This window comes from Caulobacter sp., from assembly GCF_965279145.1.
Lineage (GTDB): Bacteria > Pseudomonadota > Alphaproteobacteria > Caulobacterales > Caulobacteraceae > Caulobacter.
The window spans coordinates 4372925-4394307 of the sequence record NZ_OZ257139.1 but is presented as its reverse complement, the minus strand read 5'-3'; the positions used below and the strand labels follow the sequence as shown (position 1 = coordinate 4394307).

Sequence of the window (21383 nt, the reverse complement as noted above, 5' to 3'; positions counted from 1 at the left end):
CTCCTTTGGCCGCTTGAAGCGCGACGGCGTTCCCCTTAGCGCGCTTCGGGCGGCGAGGGTTGCGATTTTATGACGAAAACGTCGGATAGGCGATCGCTGTGTCCGCGATCGCCTATCCGCGCGTGCCTATGGCTACTTTACGTTGCCGCAGAAGCGCTGGATGCGCGAGCAGGCGTCTTCCAGAACGTCATTGCTGGTGGCGTAGCTGATGCGGAAGAACGGCGAGAGGCCGAACGCCGCGCCATGCACCACGGCGACGCCCTCGGTTTCCAGCAGTTCGACGGCGAAGTCCTCGTCGCTGGCGATGACCTTGCCGCTGGGGGCGGTCTTGCCGATCAGGCCGGCGCACGACGGATAGACATAGAACGCGCCTTCCGGGGTCGGGCAGTGGATGCCGTTGGCCTGGTTCAGCATCGACACCACCAGGTCGCGGCGCTCCTGGAACAGCTTGGCGTTGGGCTTGATGAAGTCCTGCGTGCCGTTCAGCGCCTCCAGCGCCGCCCACTGCGAGATGGACGAGGGGTTGGAGGTCGTCTGGCTGATCATCTTGGCCATGGCCTTGATCAGGGGTTCAGGGCCGGCCGCGTAGCCGATCCGCCAGCCGGTCATGGCATAGGCCTTGGAGACGCCGTTCATCGTCAGGGTGCGGTCATAGAGCCTGGGCTCGACCTGGGCGATGGTGGTGAACTCGAAGTCGTCGAACACCAGGTGCTCGTACATGTCGTCGGTCAGCACCCACACCTGCGGGTGCTTGAGCAGCACGTCGGCGATGGCCTGCAGTTCGGCGCGGGTATAGGCGCCGCCCGAGGGGTTGGACGGGCTGTTGATGATCAGCCACTTGGACTTCGGCGTGATGACCTTTTCGAGGGCTTCGGGCGTGAGCTTGAAGCCGCTCTCGGCGGTGGTTTCGACCGCCACGGGCGTTCCGCCGGCCAGCAGGACCATGTCAGGATACGACACCCAGTAGGGGGCGGGGATGATCACTTCATCGCCCGCGTTCAGGGTGGCGACCAGGGCGTTGTAGATCACCGGCTTGCCGCCGGGGGCCACGTGGACCTGGCTGGGCTTGTAGTCGAGGCCGTTCTCGCGCTTGAACTTGGCGCAGATCGCGGCCTTCAGCTCGGGCATGCCGTCGGGGTCGGTGTATTTGGTCTTGCCGGCGCGGATCGCCGCGATGCCGGCTTCCTTGATATTGTCCGGGGTGTCGAAGTCCGGCTCGCCCGCCGAGAGGGCGATGATGTCACGACCGGCGGCCTTCAGGGCGCGCGCCTTGGCGCTGATGGCGATGGTGGCCGACGGTGCGATGCGCCGCAGGGCGGCGGACTCGAGCGACATTCTAGGACTCCCCTGGGAAACCGGTTTTCAGGATTGCGGGGGTCTTTACGCCCCCACTTGCCGCGGCGCAACGCGGGGGAGGCGCTCTTTCCGTCAATGCGGCCTTTGGGCGACAGGCTTTTGAAGCCTGGGCGTCTTGCATCGTCGGATATGTCGCGGTAGCGCTACCATCATAAGAACAATCAAGGCGATCAAGCCGCGCAGTCGGCTGGCCTTGGGGGGAAATGCCGGGACCGTCCAGACACGGGACGAATCCCCCGGTCGAACCATGGGGAGGGAAACACCATGAAAGCCATCATCATCGCCGCCTCGCTCGCGGCGCTCGCCATCGGGGTCGGAACGTCTGTCAGGGCCCGTCAGGATGGCGACATCCTGCAAAAGGCCATCAACAAACCGTCGGCCAACTGGCAGGTCTATGGCGCGGGGCAGGCCAATTCGCCCGTGAAGGACAAGACCGTGGTGGGCGGCGGCGGGATCCGCGTCCAGGTCGCCGCGGCCAGCGACAAGCCCTGGTCGGTCGGGGCCCAGCAGCCCATCACCGGCAAGATCACGACGGGCGACACCCTGCTGATCGCGTTCTGGGCCAGGGCCGAGAGCGTCGATGGCGGTCCGGCCACGGCGACCATCTCTTCGGCCCGCGTGCAGCAGGCCGGCGAGCCGTACGACGCGGCCATGCAGGGCTCGGTGAAGGTCGGGGGCGAATGGGCGATGCACACCGTGCCTGGAAAAGCCGGCATCGACATCCCGGCGGGTGGCGGTACCGTCTCGCTGCACCTGGCCTCCGCCAGGCAGACGGTCGTTCTTGGCCCCGTCTTCGTGCTCGACTTCGGGCCCAACTACGACCTGTCGAAGCTCGCCAACTAGCCGCGCAGTTTCTCGATGAAGGCCGTCAGGTGCCTTTGCAGCACAGCGCGGCTCTTTTCGTCGGTCAGGCGACCGTCCTCGATCTTGGTGTGCGCCTGACCGACCAGCACTTCGCCCAGCGGCCAGTAGAGGGCGCTGACCTTGCGCAGCGACTGGCGCAGGGCGTCCTGGGCGCGAACCGTGCCTGTCACGCCCGGCGAAGCGCCGATGATGCAGGCGACCTTGCCGTCCAGGGGCGCGGGCTTGCCGCGCGAGGCCCAGTCGATGGCGTTCTTCAGTACGCCCGTGACGCCGCCATTATATTCGGGACAGGCCAGCAGCAGGGCGTCGGCGCCGCGCACGGCGTCCTTCCAGGCCGCCACCGGCGCGGGGTCGCCCTGATCCTCGACGTCCTGGTTGAACAACGGCAGGTCGTGCAGGCCAAAGATTTCGATCGCGACGCCTTCCGGCGCCAGCTCCTGGGCGGCCCTCAGCAAAGCGGTATTGAACGAGGCCGCGCGCAGGCTGCCTGAAACGCCGAGAATCTTCATATCGCCTCCTGGGACAGGAGGGCGGACGCTAGAGCGGATCAAGCCGGCAAGCCATGCTCATCAGCTGGCGCGGACTTCCAGATCGCTCTGGCCGCGCAGGATGGGCGCGATGTGCCCCCACAGCCGCTCGATTTCCTGGCTGGCTGAAGACTGCGCATCCCATTCGCAGACCGAACGGCCGTGGGCGATCGATTGCTGGAAGGCGGCGCGGGCGCGCAGGCCGACCGGCGCCATGGGCATGCCGGTGAATCTCAGGGCCTCGGCGGCCTTGAGGACGGTCGACGGTTCGGCGCCATTGCGGCGCGGGGGCGCCTGGTTGAGGACGATCAGGCCCTTCTTGCCCAGGCGGCGAACCGCCTCGGCCGAACGGGCGATCGAGGCGATGTCGAGGAAGGTGGGGCGGCAGACCAGGAGGCAAAGATCCGCGCACTGCACGGCCTGCAGCACGTCGGTGTCGGGCGCGGCGGGCGTGTCGACGATCAGGCACTCAAAGCCGGAATAGTCGGCATGGGTCTTGGTCTGGAACAGTTTCCCGGCGTTGATCTCCATCACGGCGGGGCCCGGCGCCGCGCGGGCTTTCAGCGCATCTGTCGCCGAGCGCTGAAGGTCGATGTCGGCCAGCATTGTCCGCAGGCCGGACAAATAGGCGGTGATCGCCAGGTTGACCGCCAGGGTGGTCTTTCCGGAGCCACCTTTCCGCGAGATCACAGCGATAGTTTTCACGTCCGGAACTCCAGTTCGCACACGATCCGATCCCCACCGTCTGTGGATAAGTAACAGCGTGATGTGAAAACTTGGCAAACGAATTGTCGCCACGGGCGAGTGGTAACCCTTGAGAATCAAGAGGGAAGGGCTCCGACTTGGTTAATCCGGGCGCACTCTGCGCAGATGGACGGCAACGCCGCTTGACCCGTGGCCACCATTGCGCGAGGCAGAACCCGTGATGCGCCGCCTGATCGAGTTCGTGACCAATATGGACGCCCGCGCCTGGCGCACGGTGGCGGTGTCCTTCGTGCTGTTCGGCGGCGTGGGCATTGTCTTCCTGTTCGGGGCCCAGTTGCTGGGCCTGAATGGGGAAGCGGCGGTCGAGCACTGGCTGGGCGCCGCGCATGGTCCGTGGGCGCTGCCGGTCGCCGTCGGGGCCTTCGCCGCCCTGGCCTTCATCGGCGTGCCCCAGTTCGTGCTGATCGCCGCGGCGGTGGTCGCCTTCGGGCCCTGGACCGGCTTTTCCTACAGCTGGATCGGCACCCTGGTGTCGTCGCTCATCGGCTTCTGGCTGGGCCGGGCGTTCGGGGCCAAGGTGCTGCGCGACTTCGCCGGCGAGGGCGTGGCCAAGTTCATGAAGCTGATCGGCAAGAACGGCTTTCTGGCCAGCCTGATCGTCCGCCTGGTGCCCTCCGCGCCGTTCATTGTCGTCAACATGGCCGCTGGCGTGACGCCGATGAAGATCCGCGACTTCGCGGCCGGCACCGCCATCGGCATCATTCCAAAGATCGCCCTGACCGCGTTCGCGGGCAATTCCATCGTTCAGGCCATGAAGGGCGGCGGCGGCAGGCACATCGTCTTGCTGGTGATCGCGGTCGCGGTCTGGATCGTCGCGGGCCTGGTGGCGCGCGCCTGGCTCAAGAAGCGCGAGGCGGCGGAGTAGAGCGCGATAGCCGAAAGTGTATGCGGTTTCGGCGGCTATCGCGCTCTAAGTGTATGATTTAGAGCCTTTTGAACGCCTCATATGATTCCATATGAAGCTAAAAGGCTCTAGGGGCCAGAGAGGCGGGCTCCGGCGCTTCAGGCAGCTCCAGCGCCTTGCGCGTGGCGGTTCTCCAGGCCAGCGCCATGTCTCCGAACCATGTGATCCTGGCGGCGTCCGTCATGCCGTCGCCGCGCTCGATCCCCGCGATCCACGTCTCTATGATAAAGGGCAGAAAGGCTCTCGCCGCGTGAGCACAGGCGGCCCGCAGGTCATCCGGGGCGTCGGCCGGCGCGGCCACGAAGGGTTCGGTCAAGGCCGTCAGCAGGGTGTCGCAGGCCGTGGCCCAGGGCGCGGTTTCCGGACCCCCGCGCGCGTCGCGCAAGAGCAGCAGGAACAGCGCCGGACGGGCTCGACCCATCTCGATCAGGGTGGCGATGCCAGAGCCATAGCCCCGCCAGGGCTTTGTGGCGATCGCCTCGATTTCACCCAGGATATCGCTGAACAGAGCGTCGATCAGGGCCTGTCGAGAAGGATAGAGCCGATAGATCAGGATCTTGGCCATGCCAACCCGGTTGGCCACGTCCTGCATGGTGGCCGCGTGCAGGCCCTTTTCCGTGAACACCATCACCGCGGCGTCCAGCACCGCCTGGGCGCGCGCGTCGCGATCCACCCGGGGCTTGGGCTGTCCGGGGCGGCCGCGTGGCGTGGGCTCAGGAGACTGATTTGCGCTGGTCATCTTCGATGCTATGTAAAATGAAACCATAGAGTTTCAAAATAAGAAGCTAGGGAGGATTCGATGGTGGAGCCTAGGGCTGGCCTGAAGGCCGCGCTGCTGATTTCAACCGTGGCGCTTATCGGGGCTCCAGGCGCGGTCCAGGCAGGGCAGCCGGCCTCTCCCATCACCATCCAGCACCAGAAGGCCGTCGCCGAGGCCTTGCCATTCGCCGACCGTCAGGACTTCGATTTCGCCGATCGCGGCTTTCTGGGCACGCGCGCGGATCCGCTGATCAAGCGCGCCGACGGACAGGTGGCCTGGAACCTCGCCGCCTATGACTTTCTCAAGGGCGAGCGTCCGGCGACGGTGAACCCCAGCCTGTGGCGCCAGGCCCAGCTGCTGGCCCGTCACGGCCTTTATCAGGTGTCGGACAGGGTCTGGCAGGTGAGGGGGTTCGATGTCTCCAACGTCACCTTCATCAAGGGCGACACCGGCTGGGTGGTGGTCGATCCGTTGACCACGGCCGAGACGGCCAGGGCGGCGTTCGAACTGGTCACTGAAAAGCTCGGCGCCTTGCCGATCAGGGCGGTCATCTACACCCACAGCCACAGCGACCACTTCGGCGGCGTGCGCGGCATCGTCGACCAGAAGGACGTCGAAGCTGGCAGGATCGCGATCGTGGCGCCGGAAGGCTTCATGAAGGAAGTGGTCAGCGAGAACATCCTGGCCGGCAACGCCATGAGCCGTCGCGCGCAGTATCAGTTTGGCGTGATGCTGCCGCCCGGCGTCGAGGGGCAGATCAGTTCGGGCATCGGCCAGGGCATCGCCAAGGGCACGATCACCCTGATCCCGCCGACCCAGATCGTGGATCATACCGGCCAGGAACTGGTGCTGGACGGGGTGAAATTCCGCTTCCAGTACACGCCCAACACCGAAGCCCCGGCGGAGATGAACTTCTACCTGCCGGACCTGCGGATTCTCGACATGGCCGAGAACGCCAATGTCTCGATGCACAATGTGCTGACCCCTCGCGGAGCCCTGGTGCGTGACTCCAAGGCGTGGGCCGACGACCTGACCGAGTCGATCCGTCTCTATGCCGACGGCTCGGACCTGATGATCACCAGCCACGGCTGGCCGCGCTTTGGCCGCGAGACCGTCAAGACCTTCCTGGGCGAGCACCGCGACGCCTACAAATACCTCCACGACCAGTCTGTGCGGATGCTCAACGAGGGTCTGACCGGCGACGAGATCGCCGCCCAGATCCAGCTGCCGCCCACCCTGGCCCGGGACTGGTACAATCGCGGCTACTACGGGAGCATGAGCTTCAACAGCCGCGCGGTCTATCAGCGCTACATGGGCTGGTATGACGCCAATCCGGCGCACCTGGATCCCGCGCCGCCGGCCCGGACCGGTCAGCGCTATGTCGCGGCGATGGGCGGGGCCGACAAGGTCAAGGCCATGGCCGCCGAGGCCGCCAAGACCGGTGACTATGCCTGGGCCGCCTCGCTGCTCAATCATGTGGTGATGGCCGATGACGGCGATGCGGCCGCCAAGACCCAGCTGGCGGCGGTGTATGAGCAGCTCGGCTACCAGACCGAAAACGCCATCTGGCGGAACATGTATCTGACGGCGACCGACGAACTGCGGGGCGGGGTGCGCAAGCTGCCGGCCTCCATGGCGCCGCTGGACATGTTGCAGGGTCTGTCCAGCCAGATGATCTTCGACGTCCTGGCGATCCGCCTGAACGCCGACAAGGTCGGCGACGCCCATCTGACGCTGGCTTTCGTCTTCCCCGAACGCAACGAGCGCTTCGTGGTCGAGGTCCGCAACCGGGTGCTGGTGGCGCAGCCGGCGCTCGGCTCGGAGGCGGTCGACGCCACCCTCACGGTCTCGCGACCGGTGTTCCTGGATTCCCTGTTCCGGGGGACGTCCTTGCTGCCGAAGATCACGTCGGGAGAGGTGAAGCTGGAGGGCGATCGCGCCGCGCTTGGGCGGCTGGCGGGGTGGTTTGACGCCTTTCCGACCGATTTTCCGATCGTGACGCGCCTCAAATAGTTTGATGCATGGAGGAAAGTTGCGTTCTGTGCGGCCAATCAGCCGTTAGGCGCAAAATGCTTGCTCGATTTTGGCGTGATGTGTAGAAAGTGCTCATGAACGTCGCGCGCAATCAGCTTCTGCTTCGGCTTATCAGCCCCTGGGCGCTCTAGGGTCACGCATCGTCGTGGCCGGGCGCGCAGGGGATAGTCAATCCATCGCCGCCCCGCACGCAGACACCTTCCGACGAGTAATTCCATGACCTCCGTATCACCCGACGCCTTCGACAAGCGCGACAACGTCGTCATTTTCGACACCACCATGCGCGACGGCGAGCAATCGCCCGGCGCCTCGATGTCGCATGATGAAAAGCTGGAACTGGCCAAGATCCTCGAGGAGATGGGCGTCGACATCATCGAGGCCGGCTTCCCGATCGCCTCGAACGGCGACTTCGCGGCCGTCCACGAGATCGCCAAGATCGTCAAGGACAGCACCATCGCCGGCCTGTGCCGCGCGCACCAGGTCGATATCGACCGCTGCGCCGAGGCCCTGAAGCCCACCCAGCGCGGTCGCATCCACGTGGTCATCGCCACCAGCGACCTGCACATGAAGCACAAGCTGCAGATGGAGCCTGACGCCGTCATCGACGTGATCGCCCGCTCGGTCGGTCACGCCCGCAATCTGCGCGACGACGTCGAATGGTCGGCCGAGGACGCCACCCGCAGCGACCGCCAGTTCCTGCGCCGCGCCATCGAGACCGCGATCAAGGCCGGCGCCACCACGATCAACCTGCCCGATACCGTCGGCTACACCTATCCTTCGGAATATGCCGACCTGTTCAGCTGGATGACCCAGAACGTCGAGGGCGCCGACAAGGTGATCTTCTCGACCCACTGCCATAACGATCTGGGCCTGGCCGTGGCCAACAGCCTGGCCGGCGTGCAGGGCGGGGCGCGTCAGGTGGAGTGCGCCATCAACGGCCTGGGCGAGCGCGCCGGCAACGCCGCGCTGGAAGAGATCGTCATGGCCCTGAAGGTGCGCGGCGACCGCCTGCCTTACGAGACCAGGATCGACACCACCCACATCACCCGCGCCAGCCGCTACGTCTCGGCCATCACCGGGTTCCCGGTGCAGTACAACAAGGCCATCGTCGGCAAGAACGCCTTCGCGCATGAAAGCGGCATCCACCAGGACGGGATGCTGAAGAACCGCGAGACCTACGAGATCATGACCCCGGAATCGGTCGGCCAGGCTCCGTCCAGCCTGGTCATGGGCAAGCACTCGGGCAGCCACGCCTTCCGCGCCAAGCTGAAGGACCTGGGCTACGAGCTGGGCCAGAACGCCCTGAAGGAGGCCTTTGGCCGCTTCAAGGACCTGGCCGACCGCAAGAAGCATGTCTACGACGACGACATCATCGCCCTGGTCGACGACGCCCTGGCGCGCGGCTCGGAGAAGATCCGCGTCGCCCACCTGCGCGTGGTGGCCGGCACCGACGGCCAGTCGGCCGAACTGACCCTGGACGTCGACGGCCAGGAGCGCACCGCCGAGGCGACCGGCGACGGTCCCGTCGACGCCGTGTTCAACGCCATCCACAAGATCGTGCCGCACAGCGCGGCGCTGCGCCTGTTCCAGGTGCACGCGGTCACCGAAGGCACCGACGCCCAGGCCCAGGTCTCGGTGCGTCTGGAAGAGGACGGCCGCATCGCCACCGGCCAGGCCGCCGACACCGACACGCTCACGGCCTCCGCGAAGGCCTATGTGAACGCGCTCAACAACCTCTTCGCCCGCAAGGAAAAGAGCCGCCCCGAAGCGGCGATCGCCAGCGGCTTCTAGGATCGGAGGCGCTCGCGCGCCCCGACTCCTTTCCCACGTCACACGGGTGATCCCGTCGCGCTTGCGCGACGGGCCGCGCGGTCCTGCGCGATCACATGAAAGAGCGGCCGATGACCTCTGCCTTCTTCTCGACGAACCCCGCGTTCGGCGACAACGCCGCCGCCTTGCCGGAGGGCTGGCGGGAAATCGGCGTCCGCACGGCGGCGCTCGGCTTCGACATGCCCTCCGAGGCTGACACCGGGGCCCTGCTGCGGCTGCTGGCCGCCGCCAAGCCGGGCGGACGCCTGCTGGAGCTGGGCACCGGGACCGGTCTCGCCACGGCCTGCCTGCTGGCGGGCATGGATACCGGCGCGATCCTGACCAGCCTGGACAACGACGCCGACGTTCAGGCCGTGGCGCGGGACGTGTTGGGCGATGATCCCCGCGTGACCTTCGTCCTCGACGACGCCATGGACCACGTCCGCACGCAGCATCCCGGGTCGCTGGACCTGATCTTCGCCGACGCCTGGCCGGGCAAGTATGACGGCCTGGACGAAACCCTGGCCCTGCTGGCGCCGGGCGGGCTCTATGTGGTCGATGACATGCTTCCCCAGCCCAACTGGCCGCCCAATCACCAGGCGCGCGTGGACGCCTTGACCTTGCGTCTGAAAACGCATCCCGACCTTGTCGTCGTCAGTCTGCCCTGGGCGTCGGGTTTGATCGTCGCGGCGCGCCGGTCATGATCTGGATCCCCATCACCATCGGCGCGGCGGCCCTGCAGGTCGCCCGCAACGCCGCCCAGCGCTCGGTCATGGGCGGAGCGGGGCCCTGGGGCGCCACGCTGGTGCGCTTCCTGTTTGGCCTGCCGTTCGCCACCGTGTTCGCGGTTGTCGCCTGGGTCCTGACGCCCGGCGCGAGAGCTCATCCCTCGGCCTGGTTCTGGCTGGCCTGCGCGGCGGGGGCGGGGGCCCAGATGAGCGCCACGGCCGCGCAACTGGTGGCCATGCACCGCTCGACCTTCGCCCTGGGCACGGCCATGCAGCAGAGCGGCCTGCCGTTCGCCCTGATCTGGGGCGCGACGCTGTTTGGCGATCACATAAGCCCGCTGACCTGGGCCGGCGGCCTGGTGGCCTCGGCGGGGCTGGCGGCGCTGACCTGGCCGAGAGGCGAGGTGGTGATGCGACGCGGCGCGGCCCTGGCCGGCCTGGGCTCGGGCGCGCTGTTCGCGCTGAGCGCCAATTGCTTCCGCCAGGCCAGCCTGACCCTGGATCCCGCCCATCATGTCGCGTCGGCCTTTGCTACGGTCATGGTGGTGCAGGCCATCCAGACCGTGGTGCTGACGGGGTTCCTGGCGGCGAGAAATCCCGCCGCCCTGACCGCCGTGATCGCCGCGTGGCGTCAGTCCCTGGGCGCCGGCTTCTGCGGCGCGGCGGCCTCCGGCCTGTGGTTCACGGCCATGGCGCTCAGCCCCGTGGGACCGGTGCGGGCGGTCGGCGTGATCGAAATGCCCATCGCCGCCCTGGCCGGAAATCGTCTGTTCGCCGAGCGTCTGACGCCCTTGCAGATCGCCGCCGGACTGCTCACGGCGATCGGTGTGGTGATGGCCGCGCTCGGCTAGATTTCGCCATGATCCAGTGCTTGGGGCCCCCGTTCGCAAATGCCTTTGGATCAGCCGCGAATAGACCTTGAAATCAACGCTTTCGCAGGGCAAACGGGCGACGTCGATGCGCCTTGGGGCTGTCTGGCGACGGCGCGGCCAGGGGGCGGCGCTCCCGTCGTGTTCCAAGGGACAAAGACCCGGGTAAGACGGCGATTCCGGGGAATCATGTTGTCCTTGTCCGGGAGTGGGTTAGGAGACTTTCACGCGCGGAGTCTATCTTCACGTCGTGAACCATCCTCGGCCCGCTTTCGTGTTGAATTGCAGCGTCTTGCCCCTCTATCCCTCAGTCAGGGCTTTCAATGTTTTCTTCCCTCTTCGGCGTGATCTCCAACGACATCGCCATCGATCTCGGAACGGCCAACACCCTTATCTATATGAAGGGCAAGGGGATCGTTCTGAATGAGCCGTCGGTGGTTGCGTTGCGCAACGTCGGCGGTCGCAAGATCGTCCACGCCGTGGGAATCGAAGCCAAACAGATGCTGGGTCGCACGCCCGGCCACATGGAAGCCATCCGTCCGATGCGCGACGGGGTCATCGCCGACTTCGAAGTCGCCGAGGAGATGATCAAGTATTTCATCCGCAAGGTTCACAACCGCAAGGGCTTCGTGAATCCCAAGGTCATCGTCTGCGTGCCGTCGGGCGCCACCGCCGTCGAACGCCGCGCCATCAACGATTCCTGCCTCAACGCCTCGGCCCGCCGCGTCGGTCTGATCGACGAGCCGATGGCCGCCGCGATCGGCGCCGGCCTGCCGATCCACGAGCCGACCGGTTCGATGGTCGTCGACATCGGCGGCGGCACCACCGAGGTGGCCGTGCTGTCGCTGTCAGGCATCGTCTATTCGCGCTCGGTCCGCGTGGGCGGCGACAAGATGGACGAGGCGATCATCAGCTACATGCGTCGCCACCATAACCTGCTGATCGGCGAGACGACCGCCGAGCGCATCAAGAAGGAAATCGGCACCGCCCGCGCGCCGGCCGACGGCGAAGGCCTGTCGATCGACGTCAAGGGCCGCGACCTGATGCAGGGCGTGCCGCGCGAAGTGCGCATCAGCGAAAAGCAGGCCGCCGACGCCCTGGCCGAACCGGTCGGGCAGATCGTCGAGGCCGTGAAGGTCGCGCTTGAAGCCACGCCGCCTGAGCTGGCCTCCGACATCGCCGACAAGGGCATCATGCTGACCGGTGGCGGCGCTCTGCTGCGCGGCCTGGACGCCGAGATCCGCGACCACACCGGCCTGCCGGTCACCGTGGCCGACGATCCGCTGTCGTGTGTGGCCCTGGGTTGCGGCAAGGTGCTCGAGCATCCCAAGTGGATGAAGGGCGTCCTGGAATCCACCCTGGCCTAGGCCTAGAATCCTGCAAGGGCGCCGGGGCGGCGCCAGGAGAACGCATTCGTGCCCTTTCGCGAAGGTCCCCTTGGCGACCTGAAAGTGCCGCTCACCTGGACCGCGGCCGTGGCGCTCATCGTCGCGGTCGTGATCGCGGTGGCGTTCCTTCTGGCCGACCGGCGCGAGACGCTTCAGGACCACGCCTATGGCGTGACCCGCCAGACGGTCGACACGGTGTCCAAGCCGGTCAGCGGCGTCATCGCCGCGCCGGGACGCTGGACGGGCCTGGGGCTGGACTTCGTTCGCAGCTACTTTTTCACCGCTTCGGAAAACCGCCGGCTGAAGGCCGAGCTGGCCGACATGCGCCAGTGGCGCGACCGGGCCCTGGCGCTGCAGGACACCAATGACCGCTACAAGTCGCTGCTGGGTCTGAAGACCGATCCGCCGATCCCGATGGCCTCGGCCCGGGTTGTCAGCGACAGCCGGGGGCCCTTCGCCAATACGCGCCTGGCCGACGCCGGTTCGGAAAAGGGCGTGGTGGTCGGCAACCCCGTCCTGAATGAGCGCGGTCTGGTGGGGCGTGTGGTGGGTGTCTCCAACGGCGCCAGCCGGGTGCTGCTGCTCACGGACATCGCCTCGCGAACGCCGGTGATGATCGACCGCACCAACGCCCGCGCCATCCTGACCGGCGACGGCGGACCCAATCCGAAGCTGGAATATCTGCGCGGCGTCGATCCGATCCAGCCGGGCGACCGGGTGGTGACTTCAGGTGATGGCGGCGTGGTGCCGCGCGGCCTGCCGGTGGGTGCGGCGGTCAAGGGGCTGGACGGTCGCTGGCGCGTGGTGCTGTTCGCCGACGACGCCGCGATCGACTTCGTTCGCATCCTGCTCTTCAAGGACTTCGCCCAACTGGCCGATGAAAAGCAGTTGCAGACCCGCAGCCTGCCGCCGGTGACGACCGAGGATCCACAGACCTCGATCCTGAGCGCCGCGCCGCCGCCCGCCGCCTCGACCACGCCCTCCGGGTCGCCGCCGACGCCGGCGGCCGTCAAACCGGCGCCGCCCAAGCCCGCGCCTACAAAGCCCGCGCCCCCAAAACCCGAGACGGTCCCGGCGACGACGGGAGCGCAACGATGAGCATGCGCGGCGCCCGGCCTCTGCACCCGGCGCGCTGGCTGGGTATCCCGCTGCTGACCTGCATCGCGGCCACCATCGTCTTTTCGGCGCCGATCCGGATCTGGGGCCTGCAACTGCCCGAGCCTGTGTTCGCCATGGTGCCGGCTTTCGCCTGGGCGCTGATCCGCCCGTCCATTCTGGCCCCGTTCGCGATCCTGGCCCTGGGCCTGTTTCTCGACATCTTCTGGGGCGGCCCCACCGGTCTGTGGGGCCTGTCGCTGCTGGTCGCCTACGCCACGGTGCTGACCGCCCGCAACATGATGACCGGCCAGAGTCGCCCGATGATGTGGGCCTGGTTCGCCGGGGTCTCGGCCGTCGCCATGGTGGCCGGCTTCCTGTTCTCGATGCTCGACAGCCTGGCCATGCCCAGTCTGATGGCGGTGTTCTGGCAGTTCCTGGCCACGGCCCTGCTGTTCCCGTTCGCCCATCGTCTGGTCGATCGTTTCGACGACGCCGACGTCCGTTTCCGGTAGGGCGATGAGCGAACCGTCAATCCTGTTCTTCGAGGTCAATGAGCGCCAGGGGGTCTTCCACCGCCGCGCGTTCCTGATGGGGGGCCTGGCGGGCGCTGGCCTGCTGGCCCTGGGCGGTCGCCTGGCCCAGCTGCAGCTGGTCGAGGCCCAGCGGTATCAGAAGCTGTCGGCCGGCAACCAGTTCAACTACCGTCTGGTGCCGCCGCCTCGCGGCCTGATCCTCGACAGGAACGGCACGCCCCTGGCGTCCAATCGTCCGAACTTCCGGTTGTTGGTCACCAAGGACAAGGATCTGGATGTCGAGGCGACGCTCGACGATCTGGCCAAGCTGGTGCCTATCGACGGCTCGCGTCGCGCCCGGATCATCAAGGATCTGGCCCGCGCGCCGCGCAAGGCGCCGGTGGCGGTGATGGAGGACATGACCTGGGAGGAGTTCTCCCGCGTCAATATCCGGGCGCCCGAACTGCCGGCCGTCACCGCCGACATGGGCGAAGTGCGGGTCTATCCATTCGGCGGCGCCTTCGCCCACGTCATCGGCTATGTCGCCAAGGTCTCGGACCGCGACCTGGAAGCGGCCAAGAACGATCCCACCCAGGACCAGGACCTGTTGCACCATCCGGGCTTCCGGATCGGCAAGCAGGGCGTCGAGAAGGCTTTCGACACCGAGCTGCGCGGCAGGGCCGGCGCCACCAAGGCCGAGGTCGACGCCCAGGGGCGCGTCGTGCGCCTGGACCCCGAGGGCGACATCCGCCCCACGCCGGGCAAGGAAATCCGCCTCACCCTCGACGCCGATATCCAGAACCGCGCCCTTGAGGTGATGGGCGAGGAGAGCGGCGCCATCGTGGTGATGGACTGTCGCAACGGCGACCTGCTGTGCATGGTCTCCACGCCCAGCTTCGACGCCAATCGCTTCGTTCGCGGTCTCAGCGGCCCCGAATACAAGGCCCTGGCCGAGTACGAGCGCAAGCCGCTGCTCGACAAGGCCATGACCGGCACCTTCCCGCCGGGCTCGACCTTCAAGCCGACCGTGGCCCTGGCGGCGCTGACGGCGGGCGTTGATCCCGAGGTGCGGGTGCACTGCAGCGGCGGCTGGTATTATGGCGGCCGTACGTGGCGTTGCTACAAGCCCGGCGGCCATGGCTCGCAGAACATGCACGAGGCCATCAAGAACTCGTGCGACATCTATTTCTACCAGACGGCCCTGAAGACGGGTCCGACCAACATCGCCAACGCCGCCCGGGCCATGGGGTTTGGTCAGATCTTCGACATCGGCATTCCGGGCCAGAAGCGCGGCCTGGTGCCCGATCCGGAATGGAAGAAGCGGGCCTTCAAGAAGAATCCGGCCAACCAGACCTGGTTTCCGGGCGAAACGCCCAGCTACGGCATCGGGCAGGGGGCCTTGAACGTCAACGCGCTGCAGCTGGCGGTGATGACGGCCCGCATGGCCAACGCCCGAAAGGCCCTGCTGCCGCGCCTGATCAAGTCGGTGGGCGGCGTCGAGCAGCCCAGCGGCGCGGCCGTGCCAGACCTGCCGTTCTCGGCCGAGCACCTGGCCTATGTGCGCGGCGGCATGGCCGCGGTGGCCAACGACGTCACCGGCACCGCCTATCGCAACAGCCAGCTGGGCCTGGGCGACATCCAGATGGCCGGCAAGACCGGCACCGCCCAGGTGCGCAGCTTCGACAAGGTTGCGTCGCGCAAGAGCGACAACGTTCGCTGGCGGCTGAAGGACCACAACCTGTTCGTCGCCTTCGCGCCCTATGACGATCCGCGCTACGCCGTTTCGGTCATCATCGAGCACGGCGGCATGGGCGGCGGCACCGCCGGCGCGCCGCGCGCGCGCGAAGTGATGCGCGTGGCCCTGCTGAAGGATCCGGAAATCCGCGCCCGCATCGAAAAGCCGATGCCGTTGCCCGACGCGCCCGTCGAGGACGTGGTCGAAGGCGCGGCGCCGGAAGATCCGGTCGAAGGCCCGCCGCCGGCGCCGCCGACCGCGCCGCAAGGACCGCACATATGACCCTCAGCGGCGGCCTCAGCCGGCCCGGCGAACGCGACCGGCCGACCATCAAGTTCATGGAGATCGACTGGACCTTCTGCCTGTTCCTCTGCCTGATCGCGGGGACGGGCGCGCTGATGCTGTTCTCGATCGCGGGGGCGTCGTGGGAGCCCTGGGCCGCCAAGCACCTGCTGCGCTTTGGCCTCTACTTCATCATCATGGTCGTGCTGGCCATGGTTGATCTGCGCTGGTGGTTCTCGATCGCCTATCCCGTCTATGTCATCGGCCTGTTGCTGCTGGTGGCGGTCGAGGTGGTGGGGGATGTGTCGCTGGGCGCCCAGCGCTGGCTGTCGATCGGATCCTTCCGTTTCCAGCCTTCGGAGGTGATGAAGATCGGCCTCGTGCTGGCCCTGGCGCGCTACTATCACGGGCTTTCCGCCGACAGCGCCCGTCTGTCGTGGCGGCTGATCGTGCCGCTGCTGATGATCGGCGCGCCGGTTCTGCTGGTCGCCCACCAGCCGGACCTGGGCACGGCGGTGCTGATCGCGGCCACCGGAATGTCGATCGTGGTGCTGGCCGGGCTGTCGTGGCGGGTTATCGTGGCCGGCATCGTCGCGGCGCTGGTCGCCATTCCGCCCTTCGTGCTGTTCGTGCTGCACGACTATCAGCGCAATCGCATCCTGACCTTCATGCACCCCGAGCAGGATCCGTCCGGCAACGGCTATCACATCCTGCAATCCAAGATCGCCCTGGGCTCGGGCGGGCTGCTGGGCAAGGGCTTTGGCCTGGGCTCGCAGAGCCAGCTGAACTTCCTGCCGGAAAAGCAGACCGACTTCATCTTCGCCACCCTGGCCGAGGAGTTCGGCTTCCTGGGCTGTTTCGGGGTTCTGTTCCTGTATGGGGCGGTGATCTTCATGGCCCTGCGGATCGCCTCGATCAGCCACAGCCACTTCGGACGCCTGGCCGCCGCCGGCACGACCGCGACCTTCGCGCTCTACGTGCTGATCAATGGCGCGATGGTCATGGGGCTGGCGCCGGTGGTGGGTGTGCCGATGCCTATGCTGTCGTACGGCGGCACCGTCATGCTCACGGTGATGATCGGCTTTGGCCTGGTCCAGGCCGTGCGCGTGCATCGCTATACCGAGGTCACCAGCGGCAAGGGCTCGCTGGTCTGATGACGGCGACGGACGAGCTTCTGCCAGTCCTGGTCACGCCGCGTCTGCGCCTTCGCTGCTTTCGACCGGAAGACGCGCCGGCCCTGGCCGCCAACCTGACGCCGCCCGTGACCCGGTGGCTGGCGACCTGGCCCGATCCGGTTTCCATCGACCTTGCCGCCCAGCGGATCAACGAAGCCCGCGCGGGCGTGCGGGCCGGCTGGCATGTCTGCTATGCGATCGAACGCCTGTCGGACGGCGTCGTCATCGGCGGCTTCGGCGGCGGCACAGTGGAAGATCTCGACGGGATCGAGATCGGCTATCACCTGGCTGAGCCGGCGCACGGCCATGGCTACATGACCGAGGCGGGCAGGGCGGTGATGGAGGTCCTGTGGCAAAGGCCGCAGATCAGGATCATCGAGGCGGTCGCCCAGAACGAGAATGAGCCGTCGTTCCAGGTCATGCGCCGCCTGGGCATGAGCGCCACCGGCCGCAAGCTGGTCCATTCCCCGGCCCGCGACCGCTGGGAATGGTGCGGGGTCTACGCGATCAATCGACCGGCTTAAGAGACCAGCGCCGCCTCGGTGGCCCGAACCAGACCGTCGATGATCCCCGGCTCGGTCGAGGCGTGGCCGGCGTCCCAGATGATGTCGAAGCGGGCCTGCGGCCAGGCCTTGTGCAGGCTCCAGGCGCTGTCCAGCGGCGTGACCACGTCAAAGCGGCCCTGCACGATCCAGCCGGGGATGTGCTTGATCTTGTCGATGTTCTTCAGGATCCAGCCGTCGTGGTCGAAGAAGCCCTTGTTGGTGAAGAAGTGGCATTCGATGCGCGCGAAGGCGATGGCGAAGTCTTCTTCATTGAATTTCGGGGGACGGGCCTCGGGCCCTCGCAGCGAGATGGTGTCGCCTTCCCACTGGCTCCAGGCGGCGGCGGCTTCCAGCTGCACGCGGCGGTCGGGGGCGACGAGGCGGCGGTGATAGGCGGCCATCAGGTCGCTGCGTTCATCCTCCGGGATCGGGGCCAGGAACCGTTCCCACGCATCGGGGAACAGCATCGAGGCGCCGTCCTGATAGAACCAGCGCAGTTCCTTTTCGGTGAGCAGGAAGATGCCGCGCAGCACCAAGCCCTCGACGCGGTCGGGATGCTTGATGGCGTAGGCCAGGGCCAGGGTCGAACCCCACGAGCCGCCGAACACGGTCCACTTCTCGACGCCCAGATGCTCGCGAAGCCGCTCGATGTCCTCGATCAGGCTCCAGGTGGTGTTGTCGTCGAGGCTGGCGTTGGGGCGCGAGCGGCCGCAGCCGCGCTGGTCGAACAGCGCCATGCGCCACTTGGCCGGGTCGAAGAACCGCCGCATGGTCGGATTGACCGCGCCGCCGGGGCCGCCGTGCAGGATCACGCAGGGCTTGCCGCGCGGGTTGCCGCATTCCTCGTAATAGATCTCATGCGGGCCGCCCGTCGCCATCCAGCCGAATGAAAATGGCTCGACCTCGCGGAAAAGGCCGCGGCGGCCGGTGGACGACATCACGGTGGAAGAAGCGTTACGATCCATTCCCCGAACCTAGCGCGCTTCCCATCGTCCTGTGAACGGAAGATCGATCACGCGGTGATCAGGGATGCGTCACGCCAGCGAGTTGCTATGTTCCGGTCATGGACTCGCCTGAAGACCTCACCGACGAAGAATTGCTGGGCATGCTGACGCCGCGCCAGCTGGCCGAGCTGGATCGCACGATCGGCGAGACCTTCGCGGACGGCGGGGTCGATCGCGCCGACGCGCTGTTCGCGCTGGCCCAAGTCTATACGATGCGCGCGGCCGAGCGCGACGAGACCTCGGCCCTGGCGATGCTGCAACTTGCCGCCGCGATGCGTCGCCGGGCGGGTCTCATGGCCGCGGCGCGGCCGGCGCGCTAGACCGGAAAGCGCCGGTTCATCCACTCGATCAGCGCGGTGCTGACCTCCGCCGGCTTCTCCTGCTGGGTCCAGTGGCCGCTGCCCTTGATCAGAAGCTTCTCAAGATCCTCGATCTGCTCGCCCATGCGGTCGCACAGCGATGGGGGCAGCACCACGTCATGCTCGGCCATGATCATCAGGCAAGGAATGCCGTCGATGCGACGCGGCAGGTGTTCCGAACGCTCCCAGTTGCGGGTGAAGTTGCGGTACCAGTTGATGCCGCCGGTGAAGCCGGTGCGCGTGAAGCTTTCGGTGAACACCGCCAGCTCCTCGGGCCGCAGGAACTGCAGCGGATCATTCGCCGGGTCATAGCGCGCCAGCCCTTCCTGCAGGGCCAGGCTCTTGCGCTCGGCGGGGCGGGCCTCGAAAGCTTCGACGCTGTCGCCCGGCGCGCGCATGAAGAAGCGGATGGTCTTGCCGGGATCGGCGCCCAGCTGCGCGTCGGCGACGCCCGGCTTCTGGAAGTGGACGATATACATCTCGTCGCCATAGGCGTTGCGATACATCTCGATCGGGTCCAGCGGCAGGCGTGGCGTAAACGGGGTGTTCAGGCCGATGATTCCGGCGCAGCGCTCTGGGTGCAGCAGCGGCATCGCCCAGACGATGATGCCGCCCCAGTCGTGGCCGCAGAACACGGCCTTCTCGACGCCCAGATGATCCAGCAGCCCGACCAGGTCGCCGGTCAGGTGCTCCATGTCATAGGCTTCGACGGCTTCTGGACGATCCGTCAGACCATAGCCGCGCTGGTCGGGCGCGATGACCCAGCGGCCGGCCGCCGCCAGGGCCGCCACCTGATGCCGCCAGGAATAGGAAAACTCGGGAAAGCCGTGGCATAGCACGATCGGAACGCCACGGCGGGGGCCGGCCTCGTAATAGGCCATGCGAATCCCGTTGACCGTCGCGAACGATGGCGAAGGCATCGGCGGGGCGAGCGGAGGGTGTTGCTGACCGGTCATGGGATGCGTCCTGCCCTGTATTATTGCTGATCACCGTGACGCCGCTTGGCGCGGCCCGCAAGGCGGTTAAGGGGTTCACGCAAGGTCAAACGGGAGTAGAAGCCCCCGCATGACCGCCGCTCCAACCCCCGCCGCGACGCCCTGGCGACTGGTCCTGCTGCTCGGGGCCCTGACCGCCTTCGCGCCGATGTCGATCGACATGTATCTGTCGAGCCTGCCATCGATCGGCCGCGCGCTGCACGCCGGACCCGACCAGACCCAGGCCACCCTGGCGGCCTTCTTCGCCGGCATGGCGATCGGCCAGTTCGTGTACGGACCGGCCTCCGACCGGCTGGGGCGCAAGGGGCCGATCCTGTTCGGGGTCGGCGTCTATGTGCTGGCCTCGGTCGCCTGCGCCCTGGCGCCGACCATCGAGGCGCTGATCGCTGCCCGCTTCATCCAGGCCCTGGGCGGCTGCGCCGGGGCCGTGGTGGCGCGGGCCGTGGTGCGCGACAAGTTCAGCCATGCCGACACGGCCCGGGTGCTGTCGCTGATGACCCTGATCATGGGCCTGGCGCCCGTTCTGGCCCCGCAGTTCGGCGGTTTGATCCAGTTGGTCGCCGGCTGGCGCGGGGTGTTCTGGACCCTGGCGGCGTTCGGCCTGTGCATCGGGATCTGGGTGGCCCTGGCCCTGGGCGAGTCCCGTTCGGACGAGACCCTGGCCCAGGCGCGGTCGGAAAACCCGCTGAAGGCTTTCGCCGCCCTGCTGCGGATGCGGCGACTGGTGGGCTACGGCCTGGCCGGCACGCTGAACGGCGCGGTGCTGTTCACCTACATCTCTGGCGGGCCCGATGTGATCATGGGGACCTATGGCCACTCGCCGCTGGTCTTCAATATCCTGTTCGCCTTCAACGCCGTCGGCATCATCGGCGCCAGCCAGGTCAACCGCCTGCTGCTGCGCCGCACGACGCCGGACCGGGTGCTGATGCGGGCCAGCATCGCCTCGCTGGTCTTCGCGTTCCTGCTGGTGACGGCCGCCTGGACGGGATTTGGCGGCCAGTGGACCGTGCTGCCCCTGCTGTTCCTGTCGCTGTCGACCTACGGCCTGATGGGCGGCAACACGATGGCGGGCGCGCTCAGCGTCGATCCCAAGCGGGCGGGTTCCACATCGGCCCTGATGGGCTCGGCCTCGTTCGGCTCTGGCGCCTTGGCGTCCTGGGTCAGCGGCCTGCTGCACGACGGCACGCCACGTCCGATGGCCGGCGTCATGTTCGTCTGCCTGGTGGGCTCGTCCCTGGCCATCTTCCTGATCGCCCTGCCCAAGGGCGGGGCCAAGGCTCAGTCCTGATCGGGAAGGGTGAAGGCCCGCCACGCCAGCACCGCCCAGCCGGTCAGGAACGCCAGGCCGCCCAGCGGGGTCACCGCGCCCAGCACGCGCGGCGCGCCCAGGGCCATGGCGTAGAGCGAACCGGAAAACAGCAGGGTCCCGCCCAGGAACAGCCCAGCGACCACTCCCATGCCCTTGGCGCCCGCGCGATGCAGGGCCAGGGCGGCGAACACCGCCAGGGCGTGGGTCATCTGATAGAGCGAGCCGGTGTGCAGCCACTCCACGGGTTTGGGGGCCGTGACGCCATGCGCGGCGAACGCGCCCAGCGCCACGGCCGACAATCCGCTCAGAGCCGCGAGGCCCGTCCAGGTCCTGGGAGTCCACGTGGCCATGTGCTTGACGTTCCG

At 67.2% G+C, this 21383-nt stretch carries 21 protein-coding genes; 14 read left to right on the top strand and 7 right to left on the bottom strand.

Features of this window, described 5'->3' with window-relative positions; translation table 11 throughout:
* Positions 1 to 132: 132 nt before the first annotated feature.
* Entirely contained in the window at positions 133 to 1335 is a 1203-nt protein-coding gene (locus tag ACQY9P_RS20660) for a pyridoxal phosphate-dependent aminotransferase (protein WP_421737382.1), read from the bottom strand.
* 285 nt (positions 1336 to 1620) lie between these two features.
* On the opposite strand from ACQY9P_RS20660, the gene ACQY9P_RS20655 reads away from it, so the two are divergent.
* The gene (locus ACQY9P_RS20655) at positions 1621 to 2199 is read left to right on the top strand and encodes a hypothetical protein (RefSeq protein WP_421737383.1); all 579 of its coding nucleotides are present in this window, start codon (positions 1621 to 1623) and stop codon (positions 2197 to 2199) included.
* Here ACQY9P_RS20655 and ACQY9P_RS20650 read toward each other — a convergent pair.
* A complete protein-coding gene (locus ACQY9P_RS20650; protein ID WP_421737384.1) occupies positions 2196 to 2729 on the bottom strand; it encodes an NADPH-dependent FMN reductase in 534 nt (177 codons plus the stop codon). The two genes, ACQY9P_RS20655 and ACQY9P_RS20650, sit on opposite strands and share 4 nt — an antisense overlap.
* Positions 2730 to 2789: 60 nt before the next feature.
* Positions 2790 to 3452: an AAA family ATPase gene (locus ACQY9P_RS20645; RefSeq protein WP_421737385.1), complete on the bottom strand. Its 663-nt coding sequence runs from the start codon at positions 3450 to 3452 to the stop codon at positions 2790 to 2792.
* Positions 3453 to 3669: 217 nt separating this feature from the next.
* On the opposite strand from ACQY9P_RS20645, the gene ACQY9P_RS20640 reads away from it, so the two are divergent.
* Complete coding sequence (locus tag ACQY9P_RS20640; RefSeq protein ID WP_421737386.1) at positions 3670 to 4377, top strand: TVP38/TMEM64 family protein; 708 nt, start codon at positions 3670 to 3672, stop codon at positions 4375 to 4377.
* Between the two features lie 97 nt (positions 4378 to 4474).
* Here the strand turns inward: ACQY9P_RS20640 and ACQY9P_RS20635 are convergent, their stop codons facing one another.
* Entirely contained in the window at positions 4475 to 5155 is a 681-nt protein-coding gene (locus tag ACQY9P_RS20635; RefSeq protein ID WP_421737387.1) for a TetR/AcrR family transcriptional regulator, read from the bottom strand.
* Positions 5156 to 5215: 60 nt separating this feature from the next.
* Here ACQY9P_RS20635 and ACQY9P_RS20630 point away from each other — a divergent pair, with 60 nt between their 5' ends.
* The 10 genes from ACQY9P_RS20630 to ACQY9P_RS20585 all read left to right on the top strand — a co-directional run bounded on the left by ACQY9P_RS20630 (position 5216) and on the right by ACQY9P_RS20585 (position 17330).
* Entirely contained in the window at positions 5216 to 7189 is a 1974-nt protein-coding gene (locus ACQY9P_RS20630; RefSeq protein ID WP_421737388.1) for an alkyl/aryl-sulfatase, read from the top strand.
* A gap of 237 nt (positions 7190 to 7426) precedes the next feature.
* Complete coding sequence (locus ACQY9P_RS20625) at positions 7427 to 9001, top strand: 2-isopropylmalate synthase (protein WP_421737389.1); 1575 nt, start codon at positions 7427 to 7429, stop codon at positions 8999 to 9001.
* Between the two features lie 110 nt (positions 9002 to 9111).
* Positions 9112 to 9723, top strand: coding sequence for an O-methyltransferase (locus ACQY9P_RS20620; RefSeq protein WP_421737390.1), 612 nt, complete (start codon positions 9112 to 9114; stop codon positions 9721 to 9723).
* On the top strand, positions 9720 to 10598 hold the full coding sequence (locus ACQY9P_RS20615; protein WP_421737391.1) for a DMT family transporter: 879 nt from the start codon (positions 9720 to 9722) through the stop codon (positions 10596 to 10598). Before ACQY9P_RS20620 ends, ACQY9P_RS20615 begins: the two co-directional genes overlap by 4 nt.
* Before the next feature lie 341 nt (positions 10599 to 10939).
* Positions 10940 to 11983 (top strand): rod shape-determining protein, encoded by a 1044-nt coding sequence (locus tag ACQY9P_RS20610; protein ID WP_004623009.1) that lies wholly within the window; start codon positions 10940 to 10942, stop codon positions 11981 to 11983.
* A gap of 48 nt (positions 11984 to 12031) precedes the next feature.
* Complete coding sequence (gene mreC / locus ACQY9P_RS20605) at positions 12032 to 13102, top strand: rod shape-determining protein MreC (RefSeq protein WP_421737392.1); 1071 nt, start codon at positions 12032 to 12034, stop codon at positions 13100 to 13102.
* The gene (locus ACQY9P_RS20600; RefSeq protein WP_421737393.1) at positions 13099 to 13614 is read left to right on the top strand and encodes a hypothetical protein; all 516 of its coding nucleotides are present in this window, start codon (positions 13099 to 13101) and stop codon (positions 13612 to 13614) included. Before mreC ends, ACQY9P_RS20600 begins: the two co-directional genes overlap by 4 nt.
* 4 nt (positions 13615 to 13618) lie before the next feature.
* Complete coding sequence (gene mrdA, locus ACQY9P_RS20595) at positions 13619 to 15631, top strand: penicillin-binding protein 2 (protein WP_421737394.1); 2013 nt, start codon at positions 13619 to 13621, stop codon at positions 15629 to 15631.
* A complete protein-coding gene (gene rodA / locus ACQY9P_RS20590) occupies positions 15628 to 16785 on the top strand; it encodes a rod shape-determining protein RodA (protein WP_421737395.1) in 1158 nt (385 codons plus the stop codon). The genes mrdA and rodA overlap by 4 nt, the downstream gene beginning before the upstream one ends.
* Positions 16785 to 17330, top strand: a complete 546-nt coding sequence (locus ACQY9P_RS20585) for a GNAT family N-acetyltransferase (protein ID WP_421737396.1) — start codon at positions 16785 to 16787, stop codon at positions 17328 to 17330. Before rodA ends, ACQY9P_RS20585 begins: the two co-directional genes overlap by 1 nt.
* Here ACQY9P_RS20585 and pip read toward each other — a convergent pair.
* The gene (gene pip / locus ACQY9P_RS20580; RefSeq protein WP_421737397.1) at positions 17327 to 18316 is read right to left on the bottom strand and encodes a prolyl aminopeptidase; all 990 of its coding nucleotides are present in this window, start codon (positions 18314 to 18316) and stop codon (positions 17327 to 17329) included. The genes ACQY9P_RS20585 and pip overlap by 4 nt on opposite strands.
* Positions 18317 to 18414: 98 nt before the next feature.
* On the opposite strand from pip, the gene ACQY9P_RS20575 reads away from it, so the two are divergent.
* Complete coding sequence (locus tag ACQY9P_RS20575; protein WP_421737398.1) at positions 18415 to 18675, top strand: low temperature requirement protein A; 261 nt, start codon at positions 18415 to 18417, stop codon at positions 18673 to 18675.
* On the opposite strand, the gene ACQY9P_RS20570 is transcribed toward ACQY9P_RS20575, so the two are convergent.
* The gene (locus tag ACQY9P_RS20570; protein WP_421738284.1) at positions 18672 to 19634 is read right to left on the bottom strand and encodes an alpha/beta fold hydrolase; all 963 of its coding nucleotides are present in this window, start codon (positions 19632 to 19634) and stop codon (positions 18672 to 18674) included. The genes ACQY9P_RS20575 and ACQY9P_RS20570 overlap by 4 nt on opposite strands.
* A 145-nt stretch (positions 19635 to 19779) precedes the next feature.
* On the opposite strand from ACQY9P_RS20570, the gene ACQY9P_RS20565 reads away from it, so the two are divergent.
* Positions 19780 to 20997, top strand: a complete 1218-nt coding sequence (locus tag ACQY9P_RS20565) for a multidrug effflux MFS transporter (protein WP_428150877.1) — start codon at positions 19780 to 19782, stop codon at positions 20995 to 20997.
* Here the strand turns inward: ACQY9P_RS20565 and ACQY9P_RS20560 are convergent.
* Positions 20988 to 21368, bottom strand: coding sequence for a DUF423 domain-containing protein (locus tag ACQY9P_RS20560; protein ID WP_421737399.1), 381 nt, complete (start codon positions 21366 to 21368; stop codon positions 20988 to 20990). The genes ACQY9P_RS20565 and ACQY9P_RS20560 overlap by 10 nt on opposite strands.
* Positions 21369 to 21383 lie beyond the last annotated feature (15 nt).

Bases quoted from the DNA above. Each gene is read 5' to 3' on its own strand.
- ACQY9P_RS20570 (WP_421738284.1), bottom strand. From the start codon at position 19,634: ATGCCTTCGCCATCGTTCGCGACGGTCAACGGGATTCGCATGGCCTAT.
- ACQY9P_RS20660 (WP_421737382.1), bottom strand. From the start codon at position 1,335: ATGTCGCTCGAGTCCGCCGCCCTGCGGCGCATCGCACCGTCGGCCACC.
- ACQY9P_RS20585 (WP_421737396.1), top strand. From the start codon at position 16,785: ATGACGGCGACGGACGAGCTTCTGCCAGTCCTGGTCACGCCGCGTCTG.
- ACQY9P_RS20655 (WP_421737383.1), top strand. From the start codon at position 1,621: ATGAAAGCCATCATCATCGCCGCCTCGCTCGCGGCGCTCGCCATCGGG.
- pip (WP_421737397.1), bottom strand. From the start codon at position 18,316: ATGGATCGTAACGCTTCTTCCACCGTGATGTCGTCCACCGGCCGCCGC.
- mrdA (WP_421737394.1), top strand. From the start codon at position 13,619: ATGAGCGAACCGTCAATCCTGTTCTTCGAGGTCAATGAGCGCCAGGGG.
- ACQY9P_RS20615 (WP_421737391.1), top strand. From the start codon at position 9,720: ATGATCTGGATCCCCATCACCATCGGCGCGGCGGCCCTGCAGGTCGCC.
- ACQY9P_RS20610 (WP_004623009.1), top strand. From the start codon at position 10,940: ATGTTTTCTTCCCTCTTCGGCGTGATCTCCAACGACATCGCCATCGAT.
- ACQY9P_RS20650 (WP_421737384.1), bottom strand. From the start codon at position 2,729: ATGAAGATTCTCGGCGTTTCAGGCAGCCTGCGCGCGGCCTCGTTCAAT.
- ACQY9P_RS20635 (WP_421737387.1), bottom strand. From the start codon at position 5,155: ATGACCAGCGCAAATCAGTCTCCTGAGCCCACGCCACGCGGCCGCCCC.
- rodA (WP_421737395.1), top strand. From the start codon at position 15,628: ATGACCCTCAGCGGCGGCCTCAGCCGGCCCGGCGAACGCGACCGGCCG.
- ACQY9P_RS20620 (WP_421737390.1), top strand. From the start codon at position 9,112: ATGACCTCTGCCTTCTTCTCGACGAACCCCGCGTTCGGCGACAACGCC.
- ACQY9P_RS20560 (WP_421737399.1), bottom strand. From the start codon at position 21,368: ATGGCCACGTGGACTCCCAGGACCTGGACGGGCCTCGCGGCTCTGAGC.
- ACQY9P_RS20565 (WP_428150877.1), top strand. From the start codon at position 19,780: ATGACCGCCGCTCCAACCCCCGCCGCGACGCCCTGGCGACTGGTCCTG.
- ACQY9P_RS20575 (WP_421737398.1), top strand. From the start codon at position 18,415: ATGGACTCGCCTGAAGACCTCACCGACGAAGAATTGCTGGGCATGCTG.
- ACQY9P_RS20630 (WP_421737388.1), top strand. From the start codon at position 5,216: ATGGTGGAGCCTAGGGCTGGCCTGAAGGCCGCGCTGCTGATTTCAACC.
- ACQY9P_RS20625 (WP_421737389.1), top strand. From the start codon at position 7,427: ATGACCTCCGTATCACCCGACGCCTTCGACAAGCGCGACAACGTCGTC.
- ACQY9P_RS20600 (WP_421737393.1), top strand. From the start codon at position 13,099: ATGAGCATGCGCGGCGCCCGGCCTCTGCACCCGGCGCGCTGGCTGGGT.